Source organism: Sediminibacterium roseum (assembly GCF_009939005.1).
In the GTDB taxonomy this organism is placed as follows: domain Bacteria; phylum Bacteroidota; class Bacteroidia; order Chitinophagales; family Chitinophagaceae; genus Sediminibacterium; species Sediminibacterium roseum.
In genome coordinates, this window is the sequence record NZ_JAACJS010000015.1 from 429,923 (window position 1) to 443,080 (window position 13,158).

At 48.4% G+C, this 13,158-nt stretch carries 9 protein-coding genes; 2 read left to right on the forward strand and 7 right to left on the reverse strand.

The window, feature by feature from the left end; genetic code table 11:
• The 7 genes from GWC95_RS13050 to GWC95_RS13080 all read right to left on the reverse strand — a co-directional run bounded on the left by GWC95_RS13050 (position 1) and on the right by GWC95_RS13080 (position 10,616).
• Complete coding sequence (locus GWC95_RS13050; protein WP_161819168.1) at positions 1–2,814, reverse strand: outer membrane beta-barrel protein; 2,814 nt, start codon at positions 2,812–2,814, stop codon at positions 1–3.
• 317 nt (positions 2,815–3,131) lie between these two features.
• A complete protein-coding gene (locus GWC95_RS13055; RefSeq protein WP_161819169.1) occupies positions 3,132–5,570 on the reverse strand; it encodes a M56 family metallopeptidase in 2,439 nt (812 codons plus the stop codon).
• A 141-nt stretch (positions 5,571–5,711) separates the two neighbouring features.
• Positions 5,712–6,107 (reverse strand): BlaI/MecI/CopY family transcriptional regulator, encoded by a 396-nt coding sequence (locus GWC95_RS13060; protein WP_161819170.1) that lies wholly within the window; start codon positions 6,105–6,107, stop codon positions 5,712–5,714.
• Between the two features lie 153 nt (positions 6,108–6,260).
• Positions 6,261–7,898 (reverse strand): M20/M25/M40 family metallo-hydrolase, encoded by a 1,638-nt coding sequence (locus GWC95_RS13065; protein WP_202630290.1) that lies wholly within the window; start codon positions 7,896–7,898, stop codon positions 6,261–6,263.
• Between the two features lie 126 nt (positions 7,899–8,024).
• Positions 8,025–8,450: a response regulator gene (locus tag GWC95_RS13070; RefSeq protein ID WP_161819171.1), complete on the reverse strand. Its 426-nt coding sequence runs from the start codon at positions 8,448–8,450 to the stop codon at positions 8,025–8,027.
• 210 nt (positions 8,451–8,660) lie between these two features.
• The gene (locus GWC95_RS13075) at positions 8,661–9,815 is read right to left on the reverse strand and encodes a glycosyltransferase family 2 protein (RefSeq protein WP_161819172.1); all 1,155 of its coding nucleotides are present in this window, start codon (positions 9,813–9,815) and stop codon (positions 8,661–8,663) included.
• 81 nt (positions 9,816–9,896) lie between these two features.
• Complete coding sequence (locus GWC95_RS13080; RefSeq protein ID WP_161819173.1) at positions 9,897–10,616, reverse strand: FkbM family methyltransferase; 720 nt, start codon at positions 10,614–10,616, stop codon at positions 9,897–9,899.
• A 182-nt stretch (positions 10,617–10,798) separates the two neighbouring features.
• Here GWC95_RS13080 and GWC95_RS13085 point away from each other — a divergent pair, with 182 nt between their 5' ends.
• Both GWC95_RS13085 and GWC95_RS13090 read left to right on the forward strand, forming a co-directional pair.
• Positions 10,799–11,773: a Gfo/Idh/MocA family protein gene (locus tag GWC95_RS13085; protein WP_161819174.1), complete on the forward strand. Its 975-nt coding sequence runs from the start codon at positions 10,799–10,801 to the stop codon at positions 11,771–11,773.
• A 5-nt stretch (positions 11,774–11,778) separates the two neighbouring features.
• The gene (locus tag GWC95_RS13090; RefSeq protein ID WP_161819175.1) at positions 11,779–13,149 is read left to right on the forward strand and encodes a sugar transferase; all 1,371 of its coding nucleotides are present in this window, start codon (positions 11,779–11,781) and stop codon (positions 13,147–13,149) included.
• Positions 13,150–13,158 lie beyond the last annotated feature (9 nt).

Genomic DNA, 13,158 nt, shown 5'->3' on the forward strand with positions numbered 1-13,158 from the left:
TCAAAACAGGAACAGGCGTTCACCTCCTACTTTCTTCTTCGCGCCGCCAATGGTGCGGATGTTGTAAGTGAAGGTTGCCATGAGGTATCTTGAAAGCACATTGGTCTGGTAAGTGCTGATCATATTGCGGTTCGCGCTTGCATTGATCTGGTTGCCGCGGTTCAGGATATCAAACACACTGATGCGCAACACCCCTTTCTCATCTTTCAACATCGTGAAATTGATGGCCGCATTCCAGCGGAGGTAAGTTTTGGGTACGCCCGGCACCGTGTTACCGTTGTTGCTGTAGTTAACACTGCTCTCCCAGATCACATGCTTTGGCATGCGAACGATCACTTCTGAACTCAGGTTGTAGTTCCACACCTGCAGTTTCTTGAATTGTTTGCTTGTATAGTCTGTGAAATTCACACCCACGCTTCCGTTGTTGTTCCATTCCAGCTTGTCGTTGAAGTTGAAACCAAGCCCGGCCCATTGCTGCAGGTTGTACGATTGCTGGTAACTTGTTTCGCCGTTGAATACAAGCTGCCCGCGGTTGTATCCATACCATGCACCCAGGTTCCAGTTGTATATGAACTTAGGGTTGTGTTTGTATTGCCTGTTGATGTTGTAGTTGATGCCATAGTTCACGCTCCCGTTCGCATTGATCGGGTAGCTTGTCTGCACGCCTTTCGCATCTACGGTAATGGTATTGACGAAATCATTGTACGAGAACCCGCCATTCGCATTCAACCCGATGTTCATGTTCTTCTTCGGATCGTTGAAATAATAGTTCACAGAGAAATTATGACGCTCCGTAGGCACCAGGTTCGGGTTTCCCTTGCTGATGAAATAAGGGTTCGTATTGTCCGCCACAGGGATCAGGTATGTATAGTTCGGTATCGCAATGTCTTTGTTGTAGTTGAACTGGAACTGTTTGTACGTGATGTTGAGCCCCGGTAAAAGATCGCTGGTAGATTGCTTGATCGGCGCCGGCAACGAAGCAAGCACATTGTTCACGCTTTGCCCAAGGTAACGCGCCTGCGGGTTGATGGTCAGATCCTTCCAGCGGAACTCGAATCCTGTTGTGAGGTACAAGCGGTTGTTCTCCCTTGAAAAATTGCTGGTGAGGAACGGGTTCAACACATCCAGTTTCTGGTTCACCGTGTTCGGGTTGAAGGTGGTGATATCGGTGATGATCTTATTGTATGAATAGATACCGCCCACACGCAAGGTAAACACTTTGCTAACCGGCTCACTGTAGTTGAAATTGAACGTCACATCCGTGCGTGGCAATGCCTCCTGCCTCAACTGCCTGAATGCACTGTCGTAAGTGGAAGGATACAGGTAATGCACATTTGAATTGGTTGAATAGTCGTTGAACCTGTTGTTCACCTCGTAATTGTGAAAAAGGTTCAGGCGCCTGCCTTTCTTTGTTTTCGACAAATGCGTCATGGAAAAAGCATGGCGGTAGTAATAGGTGTTGGACAGGTTTTTCTGCAGGATCCTGCCGTTGCTCAATGCGCCAAGCTTGTTGTTGTCGCTGTAGATATCGCTGAACCTGTCTTCATCCTGCAAGCCGATGGTATAGTTTGCACTCAGGTTGATGGTGGTAACCGAATCAGGCTTGAATTTTCCACCGATACCGATGTTGTGCGCGTGTGTGATCACATCGCCCGTAAGGATCGAGTTGTTGTGGATCACCGTATCTGCATTGTATTGTTTGGTATCGTTCTCATTTCTCCTGTCGATCAGCACGTTCCCATAAAAATACTGGGCAAACAAAGATTGTTTTGCATTGGGTGCATGGTTAAGGTTAAAGCCCGCTCCCCTGCTGGTTGCAATACCGCCATAGTTCTGCATCCCGCCAAAACTCACGCCATTGATCGAGATGCCGCTGCCCGCACCGTTTGTCCAGATGCTGGTGCTCCTGCTGTTGAGGTTGCTGTTGCTCCTGTCCAGACCTCCCGCCTGCATAAGATCCGAAAATCCGAATCCCGGTTTGTTCAGGTTGTTCGCATAGCCCAGTACACTCACCTGCAACGTATCCCTGAAAATATTGGCGATACCCCCGCCTTCAAAACGGTTGTCGCTTCCACCGCCTGCATACAGTTTTCCGAACCATCCTTTCTTCACGCCTTTTTTAAGTGTAATATTGACAACTTTTCCAACGTTGTTCAGGTTATCGTCGCCGTTTGCAAGCAATTGTTCTTTGTCATCCACCACCTGTACCTTATCGATGATGTTTGCCGGGAGGTTTCTTGTTGCCATTTTGGGGTCGCTGCCAAAAAAAGTTTTTCCATCCACCAGAATCCTGTTCACGGGTTTGCCGTTTACGGTAATGTTACCATCAGCATCAACCTGTACACCCGGGAGTTTTTTAAGAAGGTCCTCTACCAGTGCATTCGGTAAGGTTTTGAATGCGGTGGCATTGAATTCGATCGTATCGTTTTTGATCGATACCGGCGGGCGCTCGGATACAACGATCACTTCATCCAGTTGGTGCGATGTGGTGCCCAGCTTAACAGAGTCGAGTACCAGATTGGGTTGTGCAGCGGTCAAAGTAAATTCTTTCCTGAAAGCCTGGTACCCTGAAAAAGTAATGATGGCGCGCAAAGGAAGATCAAAGGGCAATCCGCCAACCTTGAACTCCCCTTCGGGATTACTGAGCCTGTATGTGATGATCGCCGTGTCTTTCGCTTTGAACACGGTAACAGTGGCATACGCCAATCCTTTGCCCGTTGCCGAATCTTTCAGCCTGCCACTGATGGATCCGGATTGTGCCATGGCCGCGAGCACAGAAAATAAAACAAAGGTCAGCGTAAATACTTTTTTCATTGTATCAATGAATTTTTAGGTATGTTGATAAATCTCGTTTCCTTCCGGGCATAAGAGTAGCATTGCCTGTTAAGGTTGGAACGGGTGGTTGACTTTTTTTGTTGGGACTTAGGTTGAAGGGAATCCTGGATTTACCGGCTCGCGGTGCAGCTGTTTATTGGTTGGCTGGCTTACCGGTATTTCAGTTCATCCAATGGTACGGGACCTTATGCCGCGAAAACCACAGCGTTGAGGTATCGGTACAACAGATCAACAAACCTACCAACAAACCAATAAACAGAGCCACCTCTCATCAAATAAACCTGCGCACGTTTGCCTTACCGGGCAAGATCACGGTATTCAAAAATGATCCCCCTGCCTCTTACCTGGATGGGTCCGTAGTAATAACCCAGTCCATCGGCAGATGTTACATATTTCGCAATAAATTTTTCATGGATCTCTTTCGGCAGTTGTTTGCCGTCTACTACAAACTGCTTTTTATCGAGTGCGATCCAGCTTTTCTGCAGGTCTATTTTCACGCCTTCTTTTTCAAGATCGGAAATGATGGACAAAATAAGTTTTGTATTCTCTTCGCGACGGGCACGGTCCTTATCGCTTTGTATGCGCATCCATTCCCTTTTGGAGGACTGTTGTTCCAGGATCTTTCCCGAAACCGCGCTTCTCATTGAATCGGACACTTGTTTCAGGCGCGCCCTGCCGGCCTCTTTTACAAAACGGGCGTTGTCTGCAGTCATGTTTACTTTGGCCTCGAAAGTGGCTTTTGCGTCCCATTTGGTTTTCATCTCAAACTTTCTTTGCCCGCCCTTTGCTATCCCGGCTTCATCGATCTTTTCTTCGATGATGACTTCTTCTTTTAATGATTTCAGGTCGTTTTTTATTTCCGATAATTTTTTTTCATTGATCCAGTTGGCGCTGTCGAGGCTCCTCAACTTGAGTTTCAAAGGCTTCAACCGGGCGGCACGGGAGCTGTCGTCTTCCATTGCCAGTTTCTGGAGCCTCAGTTCACTGAGGTGTTTTCTTTGTTCTATACCGGACTCACGTTTGATACGGTCGAGCGTACGCCGTTCTTCCATGTTCTTGTTTTTGAGATCACGCATGGCATTGCGTTTCGCCATATCCTGTTCGTGCCGTTCTTTTGTGCGTGCCCTCCGGTACGAGATCGCATTCTCAATATCATTGATCACCTGCATGTAAGCACCGGGGTCGGTCGCTTTGCCATTGATTGAAAATTCCTTCAACACACCCGCGGCCTTTTTGAACCGGTACTCAGTGCCATCTTTGTGCGAGGCTGTTACGGTAAGCTCCTCACCACCGTTGGTGCTGTTGCTGGAGATATTGGTGAATTGTTTTGAAATGCTATCCTGCGGGTAAAGATGCTCCTCAACAGCACCGTGTTCTTCCCCAAACACAGAACGGTTCGACAAACGCAGTGGCAATGTTTTGGTTTTTCCGGGAACGGTGTCTGCGACGGTGTGATCGGCGCCCGTTTCGTTAACCAGGTCGGTGTATTTTACCATGTTTGCGTAAAGTGTGTACCTGTTGTTGTCTGCATCGCTGCGTACAACCACATTTCCTTCCACAGTTATTGTATTGCTTTTACGGTTGATCCTGACCGTATCGTAGATTGATTGACGGGGGTTGGACTGTTTAAGAGTCATGGCCCGTTCATCGGGTTTGATCTCCAAAGAAGCAAGCACCGTTTTTACCGCGGGCGGCGCAATTTTTTTCGCGGCAGCGAAAGAAAAGAGAATGAACACGCCCATCGCAAAAGTGAGCACACTTTTTTCAGCGGCATTGAGCGTTTTGTTCTTTTCATTAACGATGCGTTTCACACGGTTGAGCAGTTGGTTCTTTCTCCCGGCAAAACCAACGGCGGGTTGTTTGGAAAAGTTATATTCCTGGAAAGCGATCAATGCATTGATGAACCTTGATTTGCTGTTGGTAACGGAGATGGCAATGTCATCGCAGCAATTTTCCCTTTCTTCGCGGATCATTGATGACACCCACATCAGCGCAGGGTTAAAGAAGAAGATCGTTTCGGCAAAATTCTGCACGAGGTTTACCAGGTAATCCCTTCGCTGGATGTGTGCGAGCTCGTGTAAAAGGATGGCCTCAATTTCTTCGGCGGGCAAATGCGACAACAATCCCAAAGGCAGCAGCACAACGGGTTTGAGCACACCCATCACCACAGGTACCTTAACAATACCCGATTCGAGCAGCCTGATCTTTTTCCTGAGACCGAGCGCCGCAACCAGTTCGCCGATGCGTGTATCCCATTCGGCCGGAGGTGAAAATGTTTTGTAATGCTTCAACCTGTTTATATAAACAAGGTTGGCGGCAAGCCTGATGAAACGTGCGATGAAGATCACAAACCATATCAGCACGATCAATGATGCATGCGTATTAAAATAATCTTTGAAACGCTCGAGTACCGGTTTACTTACCGTTTCAGTAGACCCGGTAAAACGAACATTGAAAAAATCAGGCTCCGTTACCGAAGGTTGAACGGACGGAAGTACAGTTGTATTTGCACGCGATATCACGGTATATTCTCTTACAAATGTGACCGCAGTTACCGCCATGAACAAAAAGAACAAACCAGTGAGCAGCCTGTAACGCTTGCCGGCGCTCGATTTGCGCGTGCCTACCATTACCGCGCCGGTAACGGCTGCCAGTAACAGCCCCTGCCACAGCGAGTGGATCAGGGTCCAGCAAAGCGCCAGTACAATTTCATTTTGCATGAATGAGAGGTCCATGGGAATACTTTTATAGATGAATAATTTCAGCCTTATTTATAAACATACAGGTACAATGCTCCACTACACAAGGATCTGTTCCTCGCGATGAACCCATCACTTGTGCAACGATAGTTGGGCTACCCGTTTTCCAGTTACTTTTTACTTATCCTTTTTGTCAAGCTTCTTCACCAGTTCCTTTATCGCTTCCAGTTCTTTCTTTGATGTTTTTTTATTGCCGAGCAACTGCATCAGGAGGCTGCTCGCCGATCCTTTGTACATGGTGTCTACAAAACGCTCGAGCAAGAAGCTCTTGGTTACTGCTTCTTCCGCCGCAGGTATGTAAATATGTTTCATCTGCGACTCATCACGCGTGAGCAATTTCTTGTCTACCATGATCTGCATCAGCTTCAAAGTGGAAGTATACTGCACCGCTCTCTTTTGCTCATTGAGACAATCGTTCACAAACCGAACCGTAGAAGGACCATGCTCCCACAACACCTGCAGGATCTCCAGTTCCGATTTGGTGGGCTCGATAGATGTATTTTCTTCTTTCATGTACTAAAGGTAGGAATTTTTTCGTACGAACAAATATTTAGGTTATTTTTTTTCAAAAAATTTTTCACCCAAAAAAAAGAGGTGCGAAACCCGTGTTACGTTTTCAATTCGTAACCCGTGTTTCGCACCTCGGTTTTAGTTGTACTGAAGTGGTCAGTTCGTTGGAGGCACCGGCCCTTTCCTGATCGCCTTTGTAGGCGTTGGCCATGTTTGCGGGCCACGCGGTCCGCCGCCTCTTCCGCCGGGGAAGCCGCCACCTTCGCCTGCAGGGCGCGGTGCGTTCAGGTCTGCCTTCTCCCTGTTGAAGAAAGTAGGATCTTCACAAGCCATGTATACCAGGATGGCGGTAAGGATCGCGTTGTTGCGCAGGTCATCAAACACCACTTTATCGTAGGTATCGCGGTTGGTGTGCCAGGTATAATTTCCATACGACCAGTTCAGCGCGCCGAGTGAATAGCCGGGCGCACCTACTGCAACAAACGATGCATTGTCTGAACCTCCGCCCGCCGGTGAGCCGGGGAACGATGTGCGGATGGAATCTTTCATGTTCTTTGGCACCACTGCCAGCCAGCGCTCCATGTATTCTTTTGCATTTTTAAAACCTGCGCCGCTCATGCTTACTACGCGCCCGGTTCCATTGTCCTGGTTAAACAATGCATGCAGTTTACTGATGATCTCCGGGTGATCTTCTGTGAATGCGCGTGAACCATTCAGTCCCTGCTCCTCACTGCCCCAGTGTCCAACGAGTATCGTTCTTTTCGGGTTTGGATAAACGCTTTTGAGTATGCGCATCGCTTCCATCATCGTAAGCGTACCTGTGCCATTGTCGGTTGCACCGGTTCCGCCATCCCACGAATCGAAGTGTGCAGACAGCATTACATACTCATCCGGTTTTTCCGATCCCTTGATCTCTGCAAGGGTGTTATAGGTAGGCACCATGCCATTGTCTTTCGAATCTGCTTTGATGCTGATCGTTGGTTTATCGCCCGATTCAACCAGGCGGTAGAGCAGGCCGTAATCTTCCAGCGCAATATCTACGGTTGGAATTTTAGTTGTGTATGCGTTGAATATTTTGTCAACACCAAAACCGGCCGACCAGTTGTTGCCGATGATGCCTTTTGCGCCTGCGCGCTCGAGGATGATCGGGAGCATGCGTGTTGAGTAACCGGTTTTCTTGATGCGTGCCGCCCATGCCGCTGTTTGTGCCGCACGGTCCTTTGTCATTTTTTCAAACGATTCTTTGGTGGCAAATTCACGCCAGTTGTAATCCGGCCTGCCCGTTGGCTGCAGCATGGAGATGAGCACAAACTTTCCTTTGGCGTTGGGGAGCCATGCCTGGAACGCGAGTGAATCCGCCACATCGGGCAGGATGATGCACTCTGCGGTTACGGTTTTTCCTTTTGTAGATGGCGACCAGGCAAGTTGTGTTCCTTCGAGCGATCTTACGCGCGGTGTTACCATATCAATATGCGTGATGCCTCTTTCCCATCCCTTCCATTCGCCCCATTGTTCGTTGCGGGCGCTGATGCCCCATCCTGCGTATTTATCAACGGCCCAGTCGTTCGCTGCTTTCATGTTCGGCGTTCCCACCAACCGCGGGCCGATCCTGTCGAACAACTCGTGCGCAAGTTTTTCCAACTGTGATGTTGAATTGCCTTCGCTGATGATCCGGTCTACAATGGCATTGTTTTGGGCAACGGCTACCTGTGCAGACAACGACATCCATAAAATAAAGAGCCCGGCCATGTTCCTGACAAGTCCGGGACGGAAATAGTTTGGGATTGTTTTCATGCCCTAATATAAGAAGCAGGCTTTGAAAAACGAAGGAAAATCGGTGAGAGCGCATTGCCGGTCAGCGAGTTTGCGCCACAGGCGTTCAGCATGGCGTCAACCGGTACGCAGCGCAACCAGGCAGTACTACGAAAAATACTTGCGCATGAACGCCGTTGCCTTCAGCTCTTCCAGGTTTTCGATGCTAAGCGGTTTGCTGATGAATTGCTGCACCACGGGGTATTGTTTTGCGAGTGCGAAGTCTTCGGGATCGATGGTGGAAGAAAGAATGATGATGTGGGTATTGGATAATTTTTCGGCGTAACGCGGGTTGTATTCTTCCAGGAATTCCCATCCGTTCATTACCGGCATGTTGATATCGAGCAAGATAAGTTCGGGTGCATTGCCCACCGGGTCAGGATCTTCCGCAAAAAGTTTCTCAAAATATTCAAGCGCCTCACTCCCGTCGATTGCCGTATCCACTTCCGCAGCGAAGCCCGTCCGTTTCAGCAGGAGTTGCGAAATGGTTAGCGATATGGTATCATCATCAACGCAAAGTACTTTCCTGATCATCAGTTTTAATTAAGCCTTGTTAAACCAATTGTTGAAAATTGATATGACTGCAAAAGAACGGTTTCAAAAAAGAGTTTTTATAAAATTGAATGTACTCATTTTTATCAACCGGCACAAGGTAAAAGTTTTAGGTTGATAAAATTAAAAGGCGCTTAAAAAAAATTGACGTTTTTGCGATCATTGCTGTCCACTTCTTCTACCTGTTCAAAATCATTTCCGTTCCGCTTTCTCCCAATTAACGGGCTGCCCCTTGAACACATAGCGGAAAAGCCCTTCGATCAACCCGTAATTCATCAGGCAGAAATAATAAGGGAGGAAGAAGAACCGTGGGTGTATCTTTTGTTTGCGCAGCAGCCATCCCGCGGATGCGAGCAGGTAAAAGCCCAGTTGCACATACAACAAGGAAGCGGTAAGGATTTCGTGTTCCTCATACAAGAATACGTTGCTTACAAAGACAACGACCAGCAGGAACGGCGTTACGATCCACCGCAGGATCCTGTGGCTCGCGTATTCGAACCAGAGCATCGGCCTTGCAAAGAGCAGCGGCCAGAACGGCAAACGCAACATCGCCTGTATATCGCCTGCCGCAATGCGGATCTTTCTCTTGCGCTCCTCGGCGAGCGTTGGCGATGCCGGCTCCGTTGCGCAGGCAGCGGGCTCGTATTTTACCCGGTATCCCCTTGCGGCGATCTTCATAGAAAGCTGGAAATCGTCGAGAATGGTATCTGTTGCAACGGGCTCGTACAATCGCGTACGCATGCTGTACAATTCGCCCGCGGCGCCCGCAATGGAATATACTTCTGATTCGAGGCGTTTGAGGAACGATTCGTATTTCCAGTAGAATCCTTCGCCCGCAGTGGCATCGTTCACGTTCGACACATCCACCCGTTTTTCTCCCGATACGGCGCCGGTTTTTTCATCTGCAAAATGTTTACCCAGGTGCAGCAGCGCGGTACGGTTCAACATCGTATTCGCATCGGTCAGCACAACGATCTCTGTCTGCACCTCCTGCATGGCACGATGAATCGCTGCCACTTTACCCTGCCGTTCCGGCTGGTGCAGCAGCTGAACCTGCGGGTGGCGCCGCACAGCTTCTGCTGTACCATCGGTTGAGCCATCGGTGATGAAAATAATGCGTTTCTCCCCTTCGGGGTAATCGAGCAGCAATGTGTTGCTGATCTTTTTTTCGATACAGTTTATTTCGTTGTAGGCCGTTACAACAACGGTAAGCGAAGGGGTAAAAACCCCTGTTTGTTTTTTCCTGGAAAATATTTTTTTGATGATCATCAGCACGAACAGTATCGCCCCATAACCCATGTAAGTATAGAGGATGATGAAGATGCCGGTGAAGAACAAGGTTTCCATTGGTGTAAACATACTGTTTTTGCGGAACCAAAGAGGAACGGCCGGTTGTAAGAACCAAAACCGAAAGGGCGCGTTTGCCTGTCAATCACCTTTGTGCACAAAAAAATAATCCAGCACATCCTCTCCATTGTATTGCACCAACCTGCCGTTCACGAGGATCTTTGCCTCATAGCCCAACCCGCGCATCAATTGCAGGCATGGCTCTTTGCGGGCGTCGTTCCACAACTCGCAGAATACGATGGGTTTGTTGTTGCGGAGGGTTTCGGTGCCGCCTTTCAAAACAAAGTATTCAAAATTCTCGACGTCTATTTTGATAGCGGTGATGTTTGAAATACCCCTGATGTCATCCAGCCGCGCCACAGGAACAACAAAGCCCGTTCCGTTCACTTCCTTTCCATCGGTCATCCTGCTCCAGCCCTGCATACGCGAGCCATGGTGTTGCGGCATGATCATCGTGGCCTGCCCGGGCGTGTCGCCGAGTGCGGTGTTGTAAAGTCGCACGTTCCTGACCCCGTAAAACCGCACCGTTTTTTCAAGCGCCGCATAATTTTCCTGCACGGGTTCGAACGCATGCACCACTGCCCCGGGAAACCGCTTCGCCAGCAATACTGTATTGATACCGATGTTGGCGCCGATGTCGAGGATGGCCCCTTCGTTGGGTACCATCCCCATAAAAAAGCGAAATGCTTTTTCTGCTTTCAAAACGCGGATGCGGTTGATGTTGAATATCGAAAAAACGAAAAGATACCGGTCGAAACCAAGTACCCGCTGGGCCATTCTTCGCAGGATATTCTTCAGCATCTTGTTTTTCTGTTTTGCCACCGCCTACCAATGGTGCGGAATGAAGGATTAATATAGGCATTTTGCCCTACCATGTGCCGAATCCGTTAAAAAACAGTGTATAATATCCACATCGGGTGCAAACAGGCCGCTCGGGCGATCTTAATAATTATATTTACCCATTATTTAAAAAAGCTATTGCTATGCTTAAAGTTGGAGTTTTTGGCGTTGGCCATCTCGGCAAGTTTCACCTGAACAACTGGAAAGAGATAGAGGGCGTGAAACTGGTTGGCTTTTTTGACCCGAACAACGAGAACGCGAAAGCCGTTACGGAAGAATATGGCCTCAAACGTTTTATGGACGAAGAAAAGCTGATGGACGCCTGCGACATCATTGACGTGATAGCCCCCACCGATCACCATTTCCAGATCTGTATGCAGGCCATCCGCAAAGGCAAACATGTGTTTGTGGAGAAACCCATCACGCATACCCTGCAGGAAGGGCGCGATATTGTAAGCATGGTGCGGGAGGCGAACATCAAAATGCAGGTAGGACATGTAGAGCGTTTCAACCCTGCGTACCTTGCCATCAAAGACATACCGCTCAACCCGATGTTCATTGAAGTGCACAGGCTTGCACAGTTTAACCCGCGTGGTACGGAAGTAAGTGTGATCCTCGACCTGATGATCCACGACATTGATATTATTCTCAGCCTGGTAAAGAGCGATGTAAAAAACATTTCAGCAAGCGGCGTAGCGGTAATGACCGAAACGCCAGACATCGCCAACGTGCGCATCGAGTTCAACAATGGCTGCGTGGCCAACTTAACAAGCAGCCGCATCAGTATGAAAAAGATGCGCAAGATGCGGTTGTTCCAGAAAGATGCTTACCTGGGCATTGACTTCCTCGAAAAGAAAACAGAGATCATCAAACTGAAACAACCCGGAGATGTGAACGTGTTTTCATTCGATATCGAAACAAAAGACGGTAAGAAGACGATTGCCATTGCAAACCCCAGCATACAGCCTTTGAACGCGATCAAGCTGGAACTGGAATCGTTTGTGGATTCGATCGTAAACAACAAACCCACTGTTGTTAGCGAGCTCGATGGATTTCTTGCACTGGAAGTGGCGCACAAGATTCTAGAAAAGATCAGCAACACCAGCATCCTTGTATAAAAACGATGAGCGGCAGAAAAAAGAATATCAACTGGTACCTGATCAGCGATTACATTTTTTCTGTAATAACATGGCTGTTGTACGGTATGTACATTGGTGCAAACGTTTTGGAAAACCCTTTTTTCCCGGGGTCGGCACTCATCGCCCTGTTGTGGGTATTGATCTATGCTTTTACCGGCAGTTACCACCGCTCGCTTTACGAAAAATCAAGGCTGAATGAATTAACGGGAACGCTGGTGTTTACTTTCACGGGTTGTTTTGTACTTGCGTTCTGCGGGTTCGACGATTCGCTTAAAAATTTCAGTCATTTCTTTTTCTATTTTATCGTACAGTTCCTGCTCATCGCCCTGGGAAGGAGCATACTGCTGTACCGCGTTAAACGGCAGCTCATCAAAGGGGAAATTTTCTTCAATACGCTCATCATAGGCAACAATGTGAATGCCGTGAAGCTCTATAAAGAGTTGAACCGGAACTTCAGCTACCTCGGTTTTAAAGTGGTGGGGTTTGTAACGCTTACAGAGGAAACGCGGAACGGGTTGGGCAAATGGATACCGCACCTGGGCAGCACCCAAAAACTCGCAGCCATCGTTGATCAATACAAGATAGAAAAAGTGATCCTTTCACCCGACAAAAAACAGGATGGCATTGCAGAAGAACTGATCAATGTATTGGCGCAGAAAGATGTGGACATTAAACTTGTACCCAATACCATCGACATCATATCCGGTTCTGTAAAAACAACGAACGTACTGGGTGCGGTGTTAATCGATATACAAAGCAGCGCGTTATCGCCGCGTGAGCAAAATGTAAAAAGGCTGATCGATGTTTTGTTTTCCGTGATCGCACTGGTTGTATCCAGTCCCGCATTGCTCTTCCTTGCCATCCGCACGGCGCTCTCCTCGCCTGGTGGTATTTTTTACAGCCAGGAAAGGATCGGCTATAAAGGCAAGCCTTTTACCATTTACAAATTCAGGAGCATGGTGGCGGATGCGGAAAAGGATGGGCCCGCCCTGTCGAGCGACAACGACCCGCGTATTACAAAATGGGGAAAGACCATGCGCAAATGGCGGCTGGATGAGTTGCCGCAGTTGTGGAACATCATCAGGGGAGATATGAGTTTTGTGGGGCCGCGTCCCGAGCGCCGCGAATACATAGACCAGCTCATGCTGCAAACACCTTATTACCGTTACCTGCTGAAAGCCAAGCCGGGCCTCACTTCCTGGGGCATGGTGCAGTTTGGTTATGCATCTAATGTGGAAGAGATGATCCAGCGGATGGAATATGACCTGGTGTACATAGAGAACGCATCGCTGCTGCTCGACCTTAAAATAATGGCGCATACGATGCGTATCATTTTATCGGGCAAGGGTAAATAATCGGGCGCG

Excerpts from the sequence above, each read along its gene's own strand:
- GWC95_RS13090 (WP_161819175.1), top strand. The coding sequence starts at position 11,779 with ATGAGCGGCAGAAAAAAGAATATCAACTGGTACCTGATCAGCGATTAC.
- GWC95_RS13060 (WP_161819170.1), bottom strand. The coding sequence starts at position 6,107 with ATGAAAGAAGAAAATACATCTATCGAGCCCACCAAATCGGAACTGGAG.
- GWC95_RS13050 (WP_161819168.1), bottom strand. The coding sequence starts at position 2,814 with ATGAAAAAAGTATTTACGCTGACCTTTGTTTTATTTTCTGTGCTCGCG.
- GWC95_RS13075 (WP_161819172.1), bottom strand. The coding sequence starts at position 9,815 with ATGGAAACCTTGTTCTTCACCGGCATCTTCATCATCCTCTATACTTAC.
- GWC95_RS13070 (WP_161819171.1), bottom strand. The coding sequence starts at position 8,450 with ATGATCAGGAAAGTACTTTGCGTTGATGATGATACCATATCGCTAACC.
- GWC95_RS13065 (WP_202630290.1), bottom strand. The coding sequence starts at position 7,898 with ATGAAAACAATCCCAAACTATTTCCGTCCCGGACTTGTCAGGAACATG.
- GWC95_RS13055 (WP_161819169.1), bottom strand. The coding sequence starts at position 5,570 with ATGGACCTCTCATTCATGCAAAATGAAATTGTACTGGCGCTTTGCTGG.
- GWC95_RS13085 (WP_161819174.1), top strand. The coding sequence starts at position 10,799 with ATGCTTAAAGTTGGAGTTTTTGGCGTTGGCCATCTCGGCAAGTTTCAC.
- GWC95_RS13080 (WP_161819173.1), bottom strand. The coding sequence starts at position 10,616 with ATGCTGAAGAATATCCTGCGAAGAATGGCCCAGCGGGTACTTGGTTTC.